The sequence below is a fragment of the Pseudomonas kielensis genome (genome assembly GCF_014236655.1).
GTDB classification, from domain to species: domain Bacteria; phylum Pseudomonadota; class Gammaproteobacteria; order Pseudomonadales; family Pseudomonadaceae; genus Aquipseudomonas; species Aquipseudomonas kielensis.
In genome coordinates this window covers 21,785-40,856 of record NZ_JACMYG010000016.1, presented here as the reverse complement: position 1 = coordinate 40,856, position 19,072 = coordinate 21,785, and the positions used below count along the sequence as shown (strand labels likewise).

General features: G+C 61.7%; 21 protein-coding genes and 1 riboswitch. Of the genes, 10 read left to right on the top strand and 11 right to left on the bottom strand.

The window, feature by feature from the left end; all coding sequences use genetic code 11:
- Nucleotides 1-137 precede the first annotated feature (137 nt).
- Nucleotides 138-342, bottom strand: a riboswitch (cobalamin riboswitch).
- Between the two features lie 193 nt (nt 343-535).
- Nucleotides 536-1,147, bottom strand: a complete 612-nt coding sequence (locus H7995_RS16255; protein WP_185818607.1) for a glutathione S-transferase — start codon at nt 1,145-1,147, stop codon at nt 536-538.
- A 363-nt stretch (nt 1,148-1,510) separates the two neighbouring features.
- On the opposite strand from H7995_RS16255, the gene H7995_RS16250 reads away from it, so the two are divergent.
- Nucleotides 1,511-1,915 carry a TraR/DksA family transcriptional regulator gene (locus tag H7995_RS16250; protein WP_166589039.1) on the top strand — a complete coding sequence of 135 codons (405 nt, stop codon included), beginning with the start codon at nt 1,511-1,513 and terminating at the stop codon, nt 1,913-1,915.
- A gap of 242 nt (nt 1,916-2,157) precedes the next feature.
- Nucleotides 2,158-2,379, top strand: a complete 222-nt coding sequence (locus H7995_RS16245; protein WP_166589038.1) for a hypothetical protein — start codon at nt 2,158-2,160, stop codon at nt 2,377-2,379.
- Here H7995_RS16245 and H7995_RS16240 read toward each other — a convergent pair whose 3' ends face one another.
- Nucleotides 2,380-2,610: a hypothetical protein gene (locus H7995_RS16240; protein WP_166589037.1), complete on the bottom strand. Its 231-nt coding sequence runs from the start codon at nt 2,608-2,610 to the stop codon at nt 2,380-2,382.
- A 158-nt stretch (nt 2,611-2,768) separates the two neighbouring features.
- Between H7995_RS16240 and H7995_RS16235 the strand changes: the two genes are divergently transcribed.
- The 5 genes from H7995_RS16235 (at nt 2,769) to H7995_RS16215 (ending at nt 5,801) form a co-directional block, all read left to right on the top strand.
- Nucleotides 2,769-2,909: a hypothetical protein gene (locus H7995_RS16235; protein WP_185818606.1), complete on the top strand. Its 141-nt coding sequence runs from the start codon at nt 2,769-2,771 to the stop codon at nt 2,907-2,909.
- A 536-nt stretch (nt 2,910-3,445) separates the two neighbouring features.
- Nucleotides 3,446-3,895 carry a hypothetical protein gene (locus tag H7995_RS16230; RefSeq protein WP_166589036.1) on the top strand — a complete coding sequence of 150 codons (450 nt, stop codon included), beginning with the start codon at nt 3,446-3,448 and terminating at the stop codon, nt 3,893-3,895.
- Nucleotides 3,895-4,098, top strand: a complete 204-nt coding sequence (locus H7995_RS16225) for a hypothetical protein (protein ID WP_182341007.1) — start codon at nt 3,895-3,897, stop codon at nt 4,096-4,098. Before H7995_RS16230 ends, H7995_RS16225 begins: the two co-directional genes overlap by 1 nt.
- A 119-nt stretch (nt 4,099-4,217) precedes the next feature.
- The gene (locus H7995_RS16220; protein ID WP_182341004.1) at nt 4,218-5,231 is read left to right on the top strand and encodes an ABC transporter substrate-binding protein; all 1,014 of its coding nucleotides are present in this window, start codon (nt 4,218-4,220) and stop codon (nt 5,229-5,231) included.
- A 132-nt stretch (nt 5,232-5,363) separates the two neighbouring features.
- On the top strand, nt 5,364-5,801 hold the full coding sequence (locus tag H7995_RS16215) for a DUF3995 domain-containing protein (protein ID WP_166589033.1): 438 nt from the start codon (nt 5,364-5,366) through the stop codon (nt 5,799-5,801).
- 9 nt (nt 5,802-5,810) lie between these two features.
- On the opposite strand, the gene H7995_RS16210 is transcribed toward H7995_RS16215, so the two are convergent.
- Genes H7995_RS16210 through H7995_RS16185 form a run of 6 tightly spaced genes read right to left on the bottom strand, consistent with a single transcriptional unit; the run spans nt 5,811 to nt 11,880 of the window.
- Nucleotides 5,811-6,179 (bottom strand): Na+/H+ antiporter subunit G, encoded by a 369-nt coding sequence (locus H7995_RS16210; protein ID WP_166589032.1) that lies wholly within the window; start codon nt 6,177-6,179, stop codon nt 5,811-5,813.
- Entirely contained in the window at nt 6,176-6,454 is a 279-nt protein-coding gene (locus H7995_RS16205) for a K+/H+ antiporter subunit F (protein WP_166589031.1), read from the bottom strand. The genes H7995_RS16210 and H7995_RS16205 overlap by 4 nt, the downstream gene beginning before the upstream one ends.
- A complete protein-coding gene (locus H7995_RS16200) occupies nt 6,451-6,939 on the bottom strand; it encodes a Na+/H+ antiporter subunit E (RefSeq protein WP_166589030.1) in 489 nt (162 codons plus the stop codon). Before H7995_RS16200 ends, H7995_RS16205 begins: the two co-directional genes overlap by 4 nt.
- The gene (locus H7995_RS16195) at nt 6,936-8,621 is read right to left on the bottom strand and encodes a monovalent cation/H+ antiporter subunit D (RefSeq protein ID WP_166589029.1); all 1,686 of its coding nucleotides are present in this window, start codon (nt 8,619-8,621) and stop codon (nt 6,936-6,938) included. The genes H7995_RS16200 and H7995_RS16195 overlap by 4 nt, the downstream gene beginning before the upstream one ends.
- On the bottom strand, nt 8,618-8,962 hold the full coding sequence (locus tag H7995_RS16190) for a Na+/H+ antiporter subunit C (RefSeq protein WP_005789164.1): 345 nt from the start codon (nt 8,960-8,962) through the stop codon (nt 8,618-8,620). Before H7995_RS16190 ends, H7995_RS16195 begins: the two co-directional genes overlap by 4 nt.
- Nucleotides 8,962-11,880: a monovalent cation/H+ antiporter subunit A gene (locus tag H7995_RS16185; RefSeq protein ID WP_182340997.1), complete on the bottom strand. Its 2,919-nt coding sequence runs from the start codon at nt 11,878-11,880 to the stop codon at nt 8,962-8,964. Before H7995_RS16185 ends, H7995_RS16190 begins: the two co-directional genes overlap by 1 nt.
- A gap of 430 nt (nt 11,881-12,310) precedes the next feature.
- Here H7995_RS16185 and H7995_RS16180 point away from each other — a divergent pair, with 430 nt between their 5' ends.
- Together H7995_RS16180 and H7995_RS16175 are read left to right on the top strand one after the other, a co-directional pair.
- On the top strand, nt 12,311-12,874 hold the full coding sequence (locus H7995_RS16180; RefSeq protein ID WP_166589027.1) for a helix-turn-helix domain-containing protein: 564 nt from the start codon (nt 12,311-12,313) through the stop codon (nt 12,872-12,874).
- A 63-nt stretch (nt 12,875-12,937) separates the two neighbouring features.
- Nucleotides 12,938-14,371: an FAD/NAD(P)-binding protein gene (locus tag H7995_RS16175; RefSeq protein WP_185818605.1), complete on the top strand. Its 1,434-nt coding sequence runs from the start codon at nt 12,938-12,940 to the stop codon at nt 14,369-14,371.
- Nucleotides 14,372-14,489: 118 nt separating this feature from the next.
- On the opposite strand, the gene H7995_RS16170 is transcribed toward H7995_RS16175, so the two are convergent.
- The 3 genes from H7995_RS16170 to H7995_RS16160 form a co-directional block, all read right to left on the bottom strand.
- Nucleotides 14,490-15,257: an SDR family oxidoreductase gene (locus tag H7995_RS16170; protein ID WP_166589025.1), complete on the bottom strand. Its 768-nt coding sequence runs from the start codon at nt 15,255-15,257 to the stop codon at nt 14,490-14,492.
- Nucleotides 15,258-15,295: 38 nt separating this feature from the next.
- Nucleotides 15,296-16,363: a phosphotransferase family protein gene (locus H7995_RS16165; RefSeq protein WP_159996783.1), complete on the bottom strand. Its 1,068-nt coding sequence runs from the start codon at nt 16,361-16,363 to the stop codon at nt 15,296-15,298.
- A gap of 145 nt (nt 16,364-16,508) precedes the next feature.
- Nucleotides 16,509-17,474: a 2-hydroxyacid dehydrogenase gene (locus H7995_RS16160; protein WP_166589024.1), complete on the bottom strand. Its 966-nt coding sequence runs from the start codon at nt 17,472-17,474 to the stop codon at nt 16,509-16,511.
- A 315-nt stretch (nt 17,475-17,789) separates the two neighbouring features.
- Between H7995_RS16160 and H7995_RS16155 the strand changes: the two genes are divergently transcribed.
- On the top strand, nt 17,790-19,070 hold the full coding sequence (locus H7995_RS16155; protein ID WP_185818604.1) for an HAAAP family serine/threonine permease: 1,281 nt from the start codon (nt 17,790-17,792) through the stop codon (nt 19,068-19,070).
- The last annotated feature ends 2 nt before the right edge of the window (nt 19,071-19,072 follow it).

The window sequence follows — 19,072 nt, the reverse complement described above, 5'->3', positions numbered from 1 at the left end:
CAGGACGCGGGTCCTGGCTGGAAGGAGTTGGAATCTGAGTCATTTTTGGTCTTCTCGAAAAAAATCTTCGCAGAAGCACGCAGGAGAAAGTATCGGACACGCGCCAATACCGGCCCATGCCCGCCCACCGCAGGTTTGCCAAACAGAAATTCCAGGCCGGTCTCCGGGCTTGCGAGGCTCGAAGCGTTCACCTTCCCAGGCCCGTGGGCCCAGTGGTCTGTCGAACGCTTCACTCGCTTACCGTTGCGGGGGCAGCACCGGACTAACCCTGAAAAGGGCGCACCGGTTTCCCGTTTCACCTCATGCACGGCGGCATGAGGCACCTGAAACTGGGCGGTATCTGAACACTCGGATGACCGTTCGTCAAATAATCAGGTGGGCTTTAGGTACAAGGCTTGCCCGTGATGGCCTCTAAAACCCTGGTCGGCCCACCGAAGCAACGTCGCACCACAGTTGTGTAGATACCTAGGCCGCGATGGCGATATCTGGAAGGCCATCGCGGGCAGGCCTGGAGCGGCAAGCATCAGGCGGGGCCTCAGCTCATCGGCGTCTCGACAAACGCCGGCTGCTGTTCGGCATACGCGGTAAATGCGCTGATCAGTGGAAACTGCGCGACATCGACCTGGTCGGGCACGACCAGCAAGGTGAAGCTCCAGGCCACGGCGAGGGTGATGCCGTCCTGTTGCAAGGTGCCATCCATGGGCAGCGGTTGCCTGGCCAGCTCCTGTTCCAGTGCCAAGTACGCCGCGTGCAACTGCCCGCTGACCCGATCCAGCCAGGGCGCATGTTGCTTCTCGCTGGGGCGCAGGTTGCGTTCATAGTAGATCTGCACCGACTTCTCGCACGCGGCCAATGCCAGGCCGATCAGCCGCAGGGCGCGCAGGCGCTGGTCCAGGGAGGCCGGCATCAGGCTTTTGCCCGGGCTGCTCAGGGCTTGCAGGTAGTCGATGATCAGGGTCGAATCCATCAGCACTTCGCCGTCGTCCAGCACCAGCGTGGGTGCCTTGACCACCGGGTTGATCGCCTGGAACGCCTCGAAACCGCGGAACACCGAAATCGAGGCGTGCTCGAACGGGATGTCCAGGGTCTTGAGGCTGATGGCGACACGTCTTACATAAGGAGAATCGAGCATTCCGATCAGCTTCATGTACAGCTCCTTGGAGAGAGGCGGGGCAAGGGCCTGAATCTAGCGCTAAACAGCGGGTCTTGAATACTTCTGGCGGTCTGTGTCGCCGTTTGTCTTCTATATACAGCCGCTGGATTGAATTTCTTGCTATAAACGCACTCCGATAAACGCCCAAAGCTTGCCGCAGAGCAATTTAAGGGCTTTGTCAGACAAATTCCCTGTCTTTTCAGTTGCTGAGGCCGCCCCTCGGCCTTAGACTGCCGCCCCCTCGTAAATTGACTGCTGGGTGGCGCTTGGAATGTATGGCGCCTTTGCGAAACCTGGCAGGTTGACCGGAACGCATCCTGATTCGCCTTAATGCACGTATTTTTTATAGAGAAATCAATGACAAAGGATAAGTTGCTGGCCATGCCGGCGGATGACTACATGAATGCCGAGCAACAGGCTTATTTCACTGAGCTGCTGCAAAACATGAAGGTGGAAACCCACGAGCGTATCGAGCAGAACCGCATCGCCATTGAAAGCCTGGACACCCCGGCAGATCCGGCTGACGCGGCTTCGGTCGAAGAAGAACGCACCTGGCTGGTGAACGCCATTGACCGTGACCAGCGCATGCTGCCCCAGCTGGAACGTGCCCTGGAGCGCATTGGTGACGATACTTTTGGCTGGTGCGACGACAGCGGCGAGCCTATTGGCCTCAAGCGCCTGCTGATCAGCCCGACCACCAAGTACTGCATCGAAGCTCAAGAGCGTCACGAGCAGATCGACAAGCACCAGCGTCAAGCCTGATTCGCGCGGGTTACCCTTAGAGGGTTGCCGCAGACAAATCGCAACTTGCCACAGCGTCCGCGACGGACGTTGCTGCAGGTTGCGATTTTTGCGTTGTGCGGCCGGCAAAAAGCCTTGACCACGGTCGGGATTGTTACCGGTTGTGTAACTAAATAGTGCAGGCGTATCGCTATTTCCGCTTCCGGCTATTCATTACCATAGGCCTATTGTTAGGAAGCTAATGAATATCCCGAGGTGGGTTCATGCAGTGTAAAGTCGATGTCGCCGTGATGATCGGCAGTGGTGTGCCGGCCGGCCTGAGGGCCCTGGGACAAGCGGTGTGCTGGGTGGTCCTGCTCAATGGCGAGCAGTACGGAACGGCCTTTGGCAGTCGCGCTGAGGCGCAAGCCTGCAAGGATGCCTGGTTGGCGCAGCTGAGTGCCCGGCAGCCCGAGAGGCCGCGGGCCGCAGGGGTGAAAGCCTGATCAGCTCTTCAGGGCGCCTTGATCGACGGCGAGCTTGAGGGCCTTGGCCGACTCCTTGGCCGCGACAGCCGCTACTTCGCCGGTCTTGAACCAGCGATCTTTCTCGACCTGGTGATAGGTGATGGTGGTCAGCGGTGGTTTGGCACGCATGACAATCACTGCCTGGAATTCGCCGTCGATTTCTCTGGCTTCGCCCCGGATGAAAAACTCGCCGATATCAAATTCGGTCACGTGCGCCTTCCCTTGGAAATTATTCTATTGATTGCAACGCAGTCCGCGAGGAGGCTGGGTTCAATGGTCGGGCAGTATGGCAGTTGTTGCAGGGAGGCGGCGCAGTTATGTCATGGGTGTGACGAAACGCCTGCGCCGGTTTACGGAGAGGTTACTTAGTGGCTGACTTCAAAGGTTCGGGCGAGGGCACAGGCTTCATTGTGGTTCATACGGAAACCTCTTACACGACCTGTGGCGGTTTCTTTGATATGAAAGAAGCCATTCCCAGCGAGTATTACTTGATAACGCAGTTGGGGTGATGCGGGAAGAAGACCATCCATTGCCCTGCAAGTCCCGCCGTGGGCGGTCTGTGGCGAATAGTGGCGGTTGCTGGTGGTTGGGCCGGGAAGGTGTTGTGAGTACATAGGAATTCCTTTTCTATGGTTTACCGACGGTCGCACGTCACTTTCAGTAGTCTAGAAGCGCTTGGCTGCTCTAGAATCCTCCCCACTGACGGGAGGTAGGTGCTCATCTAAAGCAATTTTCTTCAAGGTATATGTCAGAAAATTGGTTTTTTTTAAGAGTTTTTTCCCTAATGTTGATAGTCCAGTAATCTCTGATCGTTAGAGGGAACCTTTCCTTCAACATCCGACGACTGCCAGAGACGACGGTGCGAGTGCTTATCCAGTAGCCTGCTCGTACCTTGCGATGAAGCGGTGTTCTACCGGCTTCTCGATGACAGCCTGGGCCATTAGTGCGACATCTTCGGTACGGCCGTTTTTTTTGCTGCCTGTTTTTCTGCCGGCAGTGTCATTTCTGATGTGGGGATATTTCGTTGGCAGTAAGTAATCTCGATATGCACGCTTTGTTTGTGCTGGGCGATCTGCGCGCAAAGCTGGTTAAACAGTTTCAGTCCCGTTTTGTCTACATCACCGAGCAAAACCCGGAAGGCATCTACGTCGCCGAGATCGATACCGAATCGGCCCTGGTGGTGGATGACAAGCAACGCCTTGAACTCAAGGTCGGCGATCATTTTCGCGCCGCGGTATTGCCCAGCCGTGAAGGCGGCAAGTTGGAAATCAAGTTTCGTGAAATCAAACTGACGGTCTATGGCCTGGGCGATTACGCATTCGTCACTACGGCCGACGGCCATGCTGTCGTGTTCAAGGAAGGCAGCAGCGTGGTCACCGTGTTTGCCGCGCACCAGCAACTGCAGGAAGGCCTGACCAAGACCCTGAAGGCCGTTACCGCCAAGGCGGCGAAGTTTCGCAAGGGTGAGCTGGTGTCGTTCAAGGCCAGTGAGTAATGAGCCTGTCCCGGGCTGATTTCCATCAGCAGCACCAGGCCCGCGCCCGTGATCACGCACTGCAGTTGTTCGCCGAGAAGGCGGTCATGCAAGGCGCCTGGCTGAACTGGGTGGCGTCACAGCTTTACCTGTTGCGCCCGGCGGAGTACGCCAGCATGGTGCGCCGAGAGTTGCAGCAGTTGCAGGAACCGCCTGCCCGATAAGCCCCGTCCCGCGATCACTGGAACCTCTACTACAGTCAGTTGACTGAGTAAGCAGAGGCTGGCGTTTTTTCTGCGCCGGGCCGTCCGGTCATCGCTGTGAACAGAACGAGGTGCGAGGCATGAAAGGATTTCGACTGCTGTTGGTCAGCACGTTGACCGCTATTGGCCTGCTGACGTCGCCCACCGCCGCCACGGCCGCCCAGGCGCCGATCCACTTTGCCGACCTGAACTGGGAAAGCGGCAGTCTGATCACCGACATCTTGCGGATCATTGTCGAAGAGGGTTACGGCCTGCCCACTGACACCTTGCCGGGCACCACCATCACCCTGGAAACCGCCCTGGCCAACAATGATATCCAGGTCATCGGCGAAGAGTGGGCCGGTCGCAGTCCGGTCTGGATCAAGGCGCAAGCGCAAGGCAAGGTGGTGAGCCTGGGGGATATAGTCAAGGGAGCCACCGAAGGCTGGTGGGTGCCCGAGTACGTCATCAAGGGCGACCCGGCCAAGGGCCTCAAGCCACTGGCGCCGGACCTGCGCAGCGTCAGCGACCTGCCGCGCTACAAGGATGTCTTCAGCGATCCGGAAACCCCCGGCAAAGGACGCTTCCTCAACAGTCCGATTGGCTGGACCTCGGAAGTGGTCAACCAGCAAAAGCTCAAGGCCTATGGCCTGAGCGACAGCTACGTGAATTTTCGCAGTGGTTCGGGCGCGGCACTGGATGCGGAAATCACTTCTTCGATTCGCCGGGGCAAGCCGGTGCTCTTCTACTACTGGTCACCGACCCCACTGCTGGGGCGTTTCAAGCTGGTCCAGCTGGAGGAACCGGCGTTTGACGCCGAGGCCTGGAAAACCCTGACCGATGCCGATAATCCCAACCCACGACCCACTCGTTCGTTGCCCTCCAAGCTGTCGATTGGCGTGTCCACGCCCTTTCAAAAGCAGTACCCGCAGATTGCAGAGTTCTTCAGCAAGGTCGATCTGCCCATCGATCCGTTGAACAAGGCACTGGCCGAGATGAGCGAGAAACACAGCACCCCGCGCCAGGCGGCCAAGGCCTTCATGACCGCTCATCCGGACGTCTGGAGAGCCTGGTTGCCCAAGGAGATCGCCGACAAAGTGGCGGCGTCGCTGTAGCCTGGGAATCTCCTTGAGGGGCACTGGGAACATTGCGCTTACCGATCGGCGTTTCATTGATAAATGGCAACGCATTGAGGATTCGTCTGGACTAGGCTGTTTTTTCTGCCAACGATTCAAGGAAATTCGATCATGACCTTCGTGCTTGCTCAGTGGCTCGCAGGAGTATTTGTGGTGATCAGCCTGATCCATGTGTACTGGGCGCTGGGTGGTCAATGGGCTAACGATGCGGTAGTGCCCTACGTCCCGACACCCGAGGGCAAGGGCTTGCGCCCGGCCTTCAAACCGTCGTCGCTGGGGACCCTGGCGGTAGCCGTCGGGCTGCTGCTGATTGCCCTGATGGTGAGCTTGCGAGTGGGGCTGCTGGTGCCACAGATTCAGCATTGGTCGCTGCAATGGCTGATCAGCGCGATTGCCCTGCTGATGTTTGCCCGGGCCATTGGTGATTCGGACCTGGTGGGGTTCTTCAAGGAACAGGTCGGGTCGAAGTTCGCGCGCCTCGACACCTGGGCCTTTTCGCCCCTGTGCGTCGTCCTGGGGGCGGGGCTGCTGACCGTCGCCTGGGTCTGAATCAGCCCCTCAACTACCGCTCTCGTTGTGCCGGCTGCTGACCTCGGCCGGCACGTCATGACCCGCCATGCGCTTGCGGAACAACGCCGCGCGCGCCAGCAGCAGGGTGGTCACCGGCATGGTGATCGACAGCAGTATCGGGATCAGCCACGCATGGAGCACCAGGCTGGATTTGAGCGTCGAGAAATAGAGGATCGAGGCCAGCGCCACGCACCAGGCACCCAGGGTCGAGGCCAGCGCGGGCGGGTGCATGCGCTGGAAGTAATCCTTCAGGCGCACCATGCCGATGGCGCCGATCAGGGCACTCAGGCTGCTGATCACCAGCAAAATGGCCACGGTAATCTCGACCCACAGGGGTAATTGAGAAGCCTGGTTCATTCGATCACCTCGCCGCGCAGGAGGAATTTCGCCAGGGCAAACGAGCCGACGAAACCGAACAGCGCAATCAGCAGCGCCGCTTCAAAGTAGGTGTCACTGGCATAGCGGATGCCCAGCACCATCATCATCAGCATGGCGATGACGTACAGGTAGTCCAGCGCCAGGACCCGGTCCTGGGCCGAGGGGCCTTTGAACAGACGGATCAGGGTCAGCACCATGGCCAGGGAAAACACGAACAGGCTGAACACAATCGCATTCGAGAGCAGGGCACTCATTCGAAGATCTCCATCAGGGGGCGCTCGTAGGTCGCCTTGAAGTGCTCGATGAATTGCGCCTCGTCATCCAGGTCGAACACATGCAGCAGCAGGATGCTGCGATCCAGTGCCAGTTCCGACCAGACCGTGCCGGGAACCACCGTGGTGATCATCGACAGCGCCGCCAGCCCGTTGGCGTCGCGCAGGTCCAGCGGCACCTTGACGAACCGTGAGCGCGGCGGGCGTCGCTTGGCGTTCAGCACGCTCCAGGCCACAGCCAGGTTCGACCCCAGCACGTCACGCCCCACCAGCAGGAACAGGCGCAGGACCACCCCCGGGCGGCGGATGCGGATCGGTAGCGGGCGCAGCTTGCGCATCATCAGTGGGGCACAGAAGCCCAGCAGCGCGCCGAGCAGCAGGTTGCCCGGGCTGACCGACAGGTTCAGCACCAGCCACAGCACCCACAACGCCAGGGATAACCAGGGAGCCGGAAACAGACGCCTCATGGCTGCACCTCCTGCGCGGCGGCCTGGGCTTCAGGGCTGGGCACGGCGCGGGTGCCGAGCACGGCCATGACGTATTGCTCGGGATTGTTCAGGGTGTTGGCGGCAGCCTGGGTGAAACGCATCAACGGTTCGGCCTTGAAGGTCAGCAAGATGCTCAGGCCCAGCAAGGCGATGATCGGCACGCATTCCAGGCGCCGCAGAACCGGTGGCTGGCGCTCTTCCGGGGTCCAGAAGCGCTGGATGCCCAGGCGCGAGAACGCGATCAGCGAGGCCAGTCCGGAGAGGATCAGCAGCGCCAGCAGGTACCAGGCCGCGGTCGACACCGGCTGCCCCGAGGACGCGCCGAGCCCCAGCGGGTTGAGCAGGGCGCTGAGCAGGCTGAGCTTGCCGATAAAGCCCGAGAGCGGCGGCATGCCGATGATCAGCAGGGCACATGCAATGAAGCTGAGGCCGAGAAAGGCCATGGTCCAGGGAATCACCTGGCCGACCACGGCTTGCTGTTCGTCGTCGAGGTTGATGCCCTTGGTCGGCGGGCTCGCGCCCAGTGGACGCGGCAGGGCTTCGGCTTCATCGTCCAGGGGGATTTCCACCGCCGTGCGCGAGCGCTCGATCAGCTCTGCCAGGAGAAACAGCGCACTGAGGGCCAGGGTCGAGCTGACCAGATAGAACAGCGCCGCGGCCACCAGGTTCGGCTGGGCAAAGCCGATGGCCGACAGCAGGATGCCGGCCGAGACCAGGATGCTCAGGCTGGCCATGCGTTCCAGGCGGCGCGCGGAGAGGATCGCCAGCGCCGCGCAGACAATGGTCGCCATGCCGCCGTAGATCAGCCAGTCACCGCCGAAATACGCCGAGGCGCCGGCCTGCCCGGAAAACAGCAGGGTCCACAGGCGCAGCAGGGTGTAGACGCCGACCTTGGTCATGATCGCGAACATTGCCGCCACCGGCGCGCTGGCCGAGGAGTAGGCCGGCACCAGCCAGAAGTTCAGTGGCCACATCCCGGCCTTGGCCAGGAACGCCACCGCGAGGATCGCCGCGCCGGCATGCAGCAGGCCGCGATCGGCTTCGGGCACCAGGGGAATCTTCAGTGCCAGGTCGGCCATGTTCAGGGTGCCGGTGACGCCGTAGATCAGCGCCGCGCCAATCAGGAACAACGAGGACGCCAGCAGGTTGATCGAGATGTAGTGCAGGCCCGCGGACACCCGGGTGCGGCCCGAGCCGTGCAGCATCAGGCCATAGGAGGCCGCCAGCAGCACTTCGAAGAACACGAACAGGTTGAATAGGTCGGCCGTCAGGAAGGCGCCGTACAGGCCCATCAGTTGAATCTGGAACAGCGCATGGAAACTGGCCCCGGCCCCGTCCCAGCGCGCCATGGCGAACAGCAGGGCGCTGACGCCGATGATCCCGGTCAGGACCAGCATCAAGGCCGACAGGCGATCGACCACCAGCACGATGCCGAACGGCACTGGCCAGTTGCCGGGCAGGTACACGCCGATGGAGTTGGGCACGCCCTGTTGCTGGGTCCAGTACAGCAGCATCACCGAGATCCCCAGACCGATCAGACTCGAGAACAGGTTCAGCCGGGCCTTGAGCGGACGGTGCTTTTCGCCCAGAAGCAGCATCAAGGCCGCCGTCAGCAGCGGCAGGAGAATGGGGGCGGCGATCAGATGTTGCATCCAGTTCATTCTTTAGGCTCCCGGCCATCGACATGGTCGGTGCCGGTCAGGCCCCGGGATGCCAGCAGCACCACCAGGAACAGCGCGGTCATGGCAAAACTGATGACAATGGCGGTCAGCACCAGTGCCTGGGGCAGGGGATCGGTGTAGTTCAGCAGGTCCTGGGGCACGCCGTCCTTGATGATCGGCTCCTTGCCGATAAACAGGCTGCCCATGCTGAAGATGAACAGGTTGACCCCGTAGGACAGCAGGCACAGGCCCATCACCACCTGGAAGGTCCGCGGACGCAGTACCAGCCAGACCCCGGAGGCCGCCAGTACGCCGATGGCAATTGCGATGACTTCTTCCATCAGGCAGCTCCTGGCTTGGCAATGGGTTTGGGCTGGCTGCTCGGCTTGTGGCCACGCACCGATTGGTGCGCCAGGGCCGTCAGGATCAACAGGGTCGAACCGACCACCACGGCATACACGCCGACGTCGAAGAACAGCGCGCTGGCGATATGGATGTCACCCAGCAGTGGCAAGCTGAAGTGCCAGGTATGGGTGGTCAGGAACGGATAGCCGACCACCATGGCACCGAGGCCGGTGACGCTGGCGAACAACAGCCCGGTGCCCATCCAGCGCAAGGGACGCAGGCTCATCTGTGCCTCCACCCATTGGGTGCCGGCCACCATGTACTGCAGGATGAACGCCACCGACATCACCAGGCCGGCGACAAAGCCGCCGCCAGGCTGGTTGTGCCCGCGCATGAACAGGTAGAACGAGACTACCAGGGCAATCGGCAGCAACAGGCGCACCAGCACGGCCGGGACCATCATGAAGCCCAGGGCGGTGTCGCTGGCATGGCGCGGGTTGACCAGGTCGGTGACCACATCGGGTGCCAGCAGGCGCTGTTGCGCCGGCAGTTGCATGCTTTCCTTGGGAGGGCGGAAGCGTCGCAGCAAGGCGAACACGGTCAGCGCCACGGCCGCCAGCACGGTGATTTCACCCAGGGTGTCGAAACCGCGGAAGTCCACCAGCATCACGTTCACCACATTGCTGCCGCCGCCTTCGGGCAAGGCGCGGCTTAGGTAGAACGAGGAAATGTCGTTGGGTGTCTGGCGGGTCAGCATGGCATAGGACAGCAGCGCCATGCCGACACCGACCGCGATCGACAGCAGCAAGTCGCGCAGGCGGCGGACCTTGGCCCGGGCTTCGCTGCCCGGCAGTGGCGAGACGTCCTCGATCCGCCGTGGCAACCAGCGCAGGCCCAGCAGGATCAGTACCGTGGTCACCACCTCGACCACCAGTTGGGTCAGGGCCAGGTCCGGGGCCGAGAACCAGACGAAGGTGATGCAGGTCATCAGGCCGCAGACACTGACCATGGTCAGGGCGGCAAGACGGTGGTACTTGGCCTGCCAGGCGGCGCCGAGGGCGCAGACAATCGCCAGCAGCCACAGGGTGACGAAGACAATCGACCCCGGGATCTTCGGCCGGTCGCCCCAACTGATACCGCTGCCCAGCATCGGGATCAGTCCGGCCAGCACTGCCGCCAGCACCAGCAGGAACAGTTGTGCCTGCAGACGCTTGGTGCTGATCCGTCGCTCCAGGCGGCGGGCCAGGCGCATCATCACCACCAGGCTGCGTTCGAACAGGCGCTTGCCGTTGAACCGGCCTATCAGCGGCGGGTACTTGAAGCGCCCGTGCTTGAACTGGTTGCGCAGCAGCAGATAGAGAACGATGCCGCAGGACATGGCGATCAGGCTCATGATCATCGGCGCGTTGAGGCCGTGCCAGATCGCCAGGCTGTACTCGGGCAAGGTGCCGCCGACGACCGGCAAGGCGGCAGCGGACAGTAGCGGGCCGACCACCTGGGCCGGGAAAATCCCCACCACCAGGCAGGTGAACACCAGCAACTCGACCGGCGCCCGCATCCAGCGCGGAGGCTCGTGGGGGGTATGGGGCAGGTCGGTGGCGGTCGGGCCGAAGAACACGTCGACGGTGAAGCGCAGGGAGTAGGCAACACTGAAGGTGCCGGCGATGGTCGCGATGATCGGCAGGCTGGTCTCGACCCAGGCGGTGGCATTGATGAACACCGTTTCGGCGAAGAACATCTCTTTGGAGAGAAACCCGTTGAGCAACGGCACGCCGGCCATCGAGGCGCTGGCGACCATGGCCAGGGTGGCGGTGAACGGGATCAGGCGGATCAGGCCGCTGAGCTTGCGGATGTCACGGGTGCCACTTTCGTGGTCGATGATCCCCGCGGCCATGAACAGCGAGGCCTTGAAGGTGGCGTGGTTGAGAATGTGGAACACCGCCGCCACTGCCGCCAGCGGACTGTTCAGGCCGAGCAGCAGGGTGATCAGGCCCAGGTGGCTGATGGTCGAGTAGGCCAGCAGGCCCTTGAGGTCGTTCTGGAACATGGCGCAGTAGGCGCCGAGCAGCAGGGTGCAGGCCCCGGCGCCGCTGACGATGTAGAACCATTCTTCACTGCCCGACAGCGACGGCCACAAGCGCGCCAGCAGGAAGACGCCGGCCTTGACCATGGTTGCCGAGTGCAGGTAGGCCGAGACCGGTGTCGGTGCGGCCATGGCGTGGGGAAGCCAGAAGTGGAACGGGAACTGCGCGCTTTTGCTCAAGGCGCCGATCAGGATCAGGGGTAACAGGATGGGGTAGAGCGCGTGGGCACGAATCAGATCGCCGGCGGCCAGGACCTGGTCAAGGTCGTAGCTGCCGACGACATGGCCAAGCAGCATGACCCCCGCCAGCAGGCACAATCCACCGGCACCGGTCACCATCAACGCCATGTAGGCGCCTCGGCGGGCGTCGGCGCGATGGTGCCAATAGCCGATCAACAGGAATGAGAAGAGGCTGGTCAGTTCCCAGAAGAACACCATTTGAATCAGGTTGCCGGAGATCACCAACCCGAGCATGGCCCCCATGAACGCCAGGAAAAACGCGAAGAAGCGCGGCACCGGGTCTTCGGGCGACATGTAGTAACGGGCGTACAGCGACACCAGCGTGCCGATGCCCAGCACCAGCATGGAGAACAGCCAGGCGAACCCGTCCATGCGCAGGACGAAGTTCAAGCCGAGGCTGGGCAGCCAGGAAAATTCTTCGCGAATCACGCCGCCGTCGGCGATTTGCGGGTACAGCAAGGCTACCTGGATGGTGCCGACGAGGGCGACCAGTCCAGCGAGAATCGATTCAGCATTACGTGCGTTGTGGGGCAGCAAAGCCGCCAGACAGCTGCCAATAAATGGCAGAAGCAGTAGAACTATCAGGGACATAGGCTTCTATTCTGCGCAAGTTTGTGAAGGATCATACTTGCCGAGGCCCGGATCACCAACTGCCAAGCTGTGGCAGGATCCTACAAGTTAGACTGAATTTGCCTGTTTATCATTGTTTCGGTGGTGGGTGGGTATGTGTACATATCCGTTGCTGCGGTAACGGCTACTTAGGGTTGCGCCCTGACGGCGGGTCACTTTTTTACAAACGCCGGAGTGCCGGCCCAGCAAAAAAGCAACCAAAAAAACGCTTGCCCCAAGCGTTCGGCCCCTCGCTTAGGCTCGGGGTACCGGCCTTGCTTGAACGCAGGCGCAGGGATGAGGGTTTGCAAGGGGGGGCCGACGTGATGGTCTTGCGCACTACCTGGGTGGGACGCACAATGCGTCGGCAGTTGGGCAGTATACTGCGCAATCCATACAAGTGAGCAATATAGTGCACAAAGACAACGGCCAACGCGCCTCCGTCCTGCAACACGTCAGTCAAAACGTCCGCCGCCTGCGCCATGCCGCCGAACTCAGCCAGAGTGCGCTGGCAGAAAAGTCCGGGGTCAGTCGACGGATGTTGGTGGCTATCGAGGCTGGCGAGAAGAACGTCAGCCTGACCACGCTCGACCGGGTCGCCGAAGCGCTGGACGTGGCCTTCAGCGACTTGATCCAGGCCCCCGACGCCCGTGACCCCAGTCGCATCAACGAGCTGGCCTGGGCCGGTGCAATCCCCGGCAGCCAAGCGGTGTTGCTGGCCAAGGCCAGCGCCAGCCGTGAGGTGGAGCTTTGGCAATGGCGGCTTGAGCCCGGCGAGAACTATCTGTCGGAAGCCGATGCCGACGGCTGGAGTGAACAGGTGTATGTCTTCGAGGGTTGCCTGACGGTAGTGCTCGGCGATGAAGAGCGGGTATTGTCGAGCGGTGAGTTCATCAGTTTTGCCAGCAACTGCACTCACGCCTATCGCAACGATGGCGCTGTGGCTGTCAGGTTTGTCCGTAATGTGGTGATCTGAACCTCATTAAGATTCTCTAAAAGACATCTAAATCATTGAATTAAAAATAATTATGAGAAATTCATGAGCGAGATTCCCTGCGAGCAAACACCCTCGGATGTCCGTAGCGCCGATATCCTGATCGTCGGTGGTGGCTTGAGTGGTGCACTGCTGGCCGCGCAGTTGCTGCGCCTGCCGGGCCAGCGCCGGGTGCTGGTGATCGAACCGCGCGCCGAACTGGGCCGTGGCGAGGCCTACAGCGCCGTCGAACTGGGCCATACCCTCAATGGCAACGCGGCGCGGATGAGCGTTGATCCGGACAATGCCGATGACCTGAGCCAATGGCTGAGCGCCTTCATCGCCGCCGGTGGCTGGCCGGAATCGGCAGAGCAAGCGGTGCCGGTCGCCGAGTTGTTCCCGCCTCGGGGGTTGTTCGGGGTCTATGTGCAACAACGTCTGGCGCAAGCCCAGGAGCAGGGTGCCCGGCAGGGCTCGAGCGTCGAGCACGTACGCGGCGAAGTGGTGGATCTGCAGGTCGATGCCCAGGCCGCCTGGTTGACCTTGAGCGACGGCAGTCGGCTACGGGGGGAGTTTGCGGTGCTGGCCACCGGCATGTTCCCGGCGGCGAGAACGCGGCAAACCCACTCCAGCGGGGTCAACGCCGCGGCCCTCGATCCTTGGGACGTGGCGACCATGGCGCGACTCGATCCGCAAGCGACGGTGATGATCATCGGCTCCGGCCTGACCATGGTCGATGCCGTGGTCTCGTTGGAGCAGGCTGGCCACCGCGGTCCAATCGAAGTGTTCTCCCGTCACGGCCTGTTACCCCATGTGCGCCGGCAACCGCCGGAATGGGTGGATTTCCTGGCCCTGGATCCGGAGATCCGCAGCCCCCGACAGCTGCTTCGTGAGCTGCGCCGCCAATGCCGGGCGGCGCAGGCCCAGGGTATCGACTGGCAAGCCCCGCTGGACACCGTGCGCGCCCATATCGCGCGCTTGTGGAGCCAGGCCACGGACCTGCAGCGTCGACAGTTCGTACGCCATGTGCGGCCCTGGTGGGAAAGCCATCACCATCGTTCGCCACCGCTGAGCGCCCAGTTGGTGGCCCGCCTGCATGAAGAGGGACGGCTGCGGATTCACGCGGCGTCCTTCAAGGGCCTGCTGCCGGCACACGAGGGTCGGCTCTGCCTGGCGCTTCGGCGGCGCGGCGAGTCTGAGGTGACGGTGGTCAGCGGTGATGCCTTGATCAACTCCAGTGGCATCGAATACGACTGGCGCCGGGTTGCCCGGCCACTGCCCCAGCAGTTGCTGGCCCGTGGCTTGATCCAGCCGGGGCCGCTGGCGCTGGGAATTGCCGCGCGAGCCGATGGGGCTGTGATCGACGCCCAGGGCCGGGTCGCCCGACGGCTGTTCGCCATGGGGCCACCCTTGCGGGGCATGTGGTGGGAAAGTACCGCAGTGACAGATGTGGCCAGCCAGGCCAAGGCGCTGGCGCGGCGGTTGGTGCAGGGGGGCTGATACGCCCCCCCGTTGGAGCTCAAGCAAACAGTCCTGCGCACGTTTGACGAGTAGGCCGCCTCGCCCGGCCTGACCCCACCAACGGATATGCCCAAAAACCCAAGATCAAAAGATCAAATCAAGACAGAAACCCCCCATCCACATTCAGCGAAACCCCGGTGGTGTAGCTGGACGCATCGCTCGCTAGGTACAGCACCGCGCCCGCCATTTCACTCGGCGCAGCCACGCGCTTGAGCGGAATCTGTTGCAGCGCGGTGTTGAGGATCGCGTCGTTCTTGACCAGCGCCGAGGCGAACTTGGTGTCGGTCAGGCCCGGCAGCAGGGCGTTGCAGCGAATGCCGAACTGCGCGCATTCCTTGGCAAAAACCTTGGTCATGTTGATCACCGCGGCCTTGGTCACCGAGTAGATGCCCTGGAAGATGCCTGGCGAGACGCCGTTGATCGACGCCACGTTGATGATGCTGCCGCCCCCGTTCTCGCGCATCAGCTTGCCGGCTTCCACCGACATGAAGAAATAACCCCGGATATTCACATCGACGGTTTTCTGGAACGCGCCCAGGTCCGTGTCCAGCACGTTGCAGAACTGCGGGTTGGTGGCGGCGTTGTTGACCAGGATGTCCAGGCGCCCGAACTGCTCGCGGATTCCGGCAAAGACCTGGCTGATCTGCTCCATTTCCCCGATGTGGCAAGCAATTGCAGTGGCCTTGCCGCCGTCGGCGATGATGGCGTCAGCCACGTGCTGGCACCCCTCGAGCTTGCGGCTCGACACGATCACGTGGGCACCTTGCTGGGCCAGCAGTCGGGCAATGGCTTCACCGATACCGCGGCTGGCACCGGAGACAAACGCGATCTTGCCGTCGAGGTCGAACAACTGAGTCTTGGACATGGTGTTTCCTTGTGAGGGGCGTGGCGCCGGGAGGGCAGTCAGAGGCTGGACTTGTGGATCACTTGCAGGCTCATCTGCTCCAGCAGTTTGTTCATCGAGATGAACTGCGCGAAGCGTTTGTCCTGGGTCTGTCCATGGAAGAAGCGGTAGTAGATCTGCTGCACGATACCGGCCAGGCGGAACAGCCCGTAGGTGTAGTAGAAGTCGAAATTGTCGATCTGGATGCCCGAGCGTTCGGCGTAGTAGTCGACGAATTCACGCCGGGTCAGCATGCCAGGGGCATGGCTGGGTTGGCGGCGCATCAGTTGCACGGGCGCCGGGTCGGCGGCCTCGATCCAGTAGGCGAGGGAGTTGCCCAGGTCCATCAGCGGATCACCCAGGGTGGTCAGCTCCCAGTCCAGCACACCAATGATCTGCATCGGGTTGTGGGGGTCGAGGATCACGTTGTCGAAGCGATAGTCGTTGTGCACGATGCTCGAGGTCGGGTGGTCGGCCGGCATCTTGTCGTTGAGCCAGGCCTTGACCGCTTCCCAGCTCGGCGCATCCGGGGTCAGGGCCTTGTCGTAGCGCTCGCTCCAGCCCCGAATCTGTCGCGCCACATAACCTTCGGGCTTGCCCAGGTCGGCCAGGCCACAGGCCTGGTAGTCGACGCCATGCAACTCCACGAGCTTGTCGATAAAGCTCTTGCACAGGGCCTGGGTCTTTGTCGCATCCAGGCCCAGCTCCGGTGGCAGTTCGGAGCGCAGGATGATGCCCTTGACCCGTTCCATCACATAGAACTCGGCGCCGATCACCGCTTCGTCGGTGCAGTGCACATAGGCTTTGGGGCAGTACGGGAAGCCGTCCTTGAGCTGATTGAGGATGCGGAACTCGCGACCCATGTCGTGGGCGGATTTGGCCTTGTGGCCGAAGGGTGGGCGACGCAGGACAAACTCCTGCTCAGGGTATTCCAGCAGGTACGTCAGGTTCGACGCGCCGCCGGGGAACTGGCTGATCTGCGGCAACCCGCTCAAGCCCGGAATGTGGGCCTTGAGGTACGGGTCGATCAAGCTGGCATCGAGTTCTTCGCCTGCGCGAATACGGGTGGACTGGTCGTTGAGCGCCATGCTTATCCCTTCTGCTTATTCTGGATGGCAGGAATTATTGGCTAATCTAATGCGCGCACCCGGCACCCACAACCATGGCGTCCCTTTATAGGTGAGCGTGTTGCCGGTTAATCATTGTTTTTGATACAGGCGTTTGAAAACTGCTTCAGCGCATCGCGCGCCGAATCGCCGGCGGCAGTTCTACAGGGGTCAACAGCGGGCGATTGGAGAAGAACGCCAGCAGGTTCTGCCCCACCAGCTCCACGGTGCCCTGGGTCGCTTCGGGCGTCAGGCCGGCGACGTGGGGCGTGAGGATCACATTGTTCAGGGCCTTGAGCGCATCCGGCACCTGGGGTTCGGCATCGAACACATCCAGGGCGGCGCCGGCGATCCGGCGGTGTTCCAGGGCGCTGATCAAGTCGGCGGTAACGATTACGCTGGCGCGGGCGATGTTGACGATAAAGCCGTGGGGGCCGAGGGCGTCCAGCGCCTGCTTGTTGATCAGGTGCTGGGTGCCCAGGCCGCCCGGAGTGCAGATCATCAGAAAGTCCGACGCCCGCGCCAGTTCGGTGGGGGTGGGGCAGAAGTCATAGGACACGTCGTTGCGCACCTGGCGGTTGTGGTAGCTGACGCTCATGTCAAAACCGTTGGCCGCGCGCTTGGCGATGGCCATGCCCACCGCGCCCAATCCGAGAATGCCCAGGCGCTTGCCGGCCAGGGATGGGCGCATGATTTTCGGCCATTCGCCACGGCGTACTGCCGAATCGGCCCGGGGAATGTCACGCACCAGTGCCAGCAGCAGGGCCATGGCATGGTCGGCCACCGAAGAGGCGTTGACCCCCGCACCATTGGTCACGCGAATGCCACGGTCGCTGGCGGCCTGCAAATCGACCTGCTCATAGCCGGCGCCGATCACGCAGATGATCTTCAGGTTGGGCAGGGCGGCGATTTCTTCGGCATGCAGACCCAGTGGTCCGCGAGTCAGCACGGCCTCGATTTTCCCGCCGTAGGTGCTGATGGCCTGGGAGCGTTCGGTGGGGGTGGGGGCGAGGATCAGGTGAAAGCCTTGGTGTTCGAGAATCGGCAGGTAGTCATTGATGGTTTCAACCAGTACCAGGACAGTTGCGGGCATGCTCGGCTCCTATAGGCATTGAATGACGATCACATCACACTGCTGAAGATTGCTGGCTGGCGCAGCGTTTGGCAATGGGCTCGGCCGGGTGGGTTGAGGGGTGCCCATGCGGCGTCGATCACGGTTTTTGGCAGGGTGACTGGAAAAAAGCCGTCTGATCATCTGATCTGCATAACCGCTCCTCAGCTAAGTCTTTGCTTCTGTTCATTAATCCCGGACAATCGCGCCCCTGTTTCGGCCAGGGCGCTGCCTGTCAGCTATTTCTGACTCGCCCTGACCGAGTGGCAAGTGACCGGAATGCGGAGATCCGACCGGATGAATGATCAGGCCAATAGCGTTGATGAACGTTATGAAGCGGCGGCACCAGCAAGCCTCACTAGCTGGAATCGTCATGACACCACCTGGATGCTGGGCCTGTTTGGCACGGCGATTGGTGCGGGCACCTTATTTTTGCCGATCAACGCAGGTGTTGGCGGTTTCTGGCCGCTGTTGATCCTGGCGCTGCTGGCATTCCCCATGACCTTCTACGCACACCGTGGCCTGACCCGCTTCGTGTTGTCCGGTCGCGAGGGCGCCGACATCACCGAGGTGGTCGAGGAGCATTTCGGGATCAAGGCCGGCGCACTGATCACCTTGCTGTACTTCTTCGCGATCTTTCCGATCCTGCTGATCTACAGCGTCGCCTTGACCAACACCGTGGGCAGCTTCCTTGAGCACCAGTTGCACATCATGCCGCCGCCACGGGCCATCCTCTCGTTCGTGCTGATTCTCGGCCTGCTGGCCGTGGTGCGTTGCGGCGAGCAGGTGATCGTCAAGGCGATGAGCCTGATGGTCTATCCGTTCATCGTCGCGCTGCTGTTCCTGGCGGTGTTCCTGATTCCGCACTGGAATGGCGGCATCCTCGCCACCGCGAGCACCGTGCCAGAGCCCTCGGCGTTGCTGCATACGCTGTGGCTGGCGATTCCGGTGATGGTCTTCTCGTTCAACCACTCGCCGATCATCTCGGCCTTCGCGGTGGACCAGAAGCGTCGTTACGGTGTTCACGCCGAAGAGCGCAGCTCGCAGATCCTGTCCCGGGCTCACCTGTTGATGGTGGCCATGGTGCTGTTCTTCGTCTTCAGTTGCGTACTGACCCTGTCGCCAGCGCAACTGGCTGAAGCCAAGGCGCAGAACCTGTCGATCCTGTCGTACCTGGCCAACCACTTCAGCAACCCGACCATCGCCTTTGTGGCACCGTTGATTGCGTTCGTGGCGATCTCCAAGTCGTTCCTGGGGCACTACATCGGTGCCAGTGAAGGCCTCAAGGGGTTGATCGTGAAAAGCGGCAAGCGCCCGGGCGCCAAGGCCCTGGATCGCATGACGGCGGCGTTCATGCTGGTGGTCTGCTGGATCGTTGCCACGCTGAACCCGAGCATCCTGGGCATGATCGAAACCCTCGGTGGCCCGATTATCGCGGCGATTCTGTTCCTGATGCCGATGTACGCGATCCGCAAGGTGCCAGCGATGGCCAAGTACCGTGGCCAGGCGTCCAACGTGTTTGTTACGGCCGTCGGCCTGGTAGCCATTACTGCATTGATCTATTCGCTGACGGCGTGATG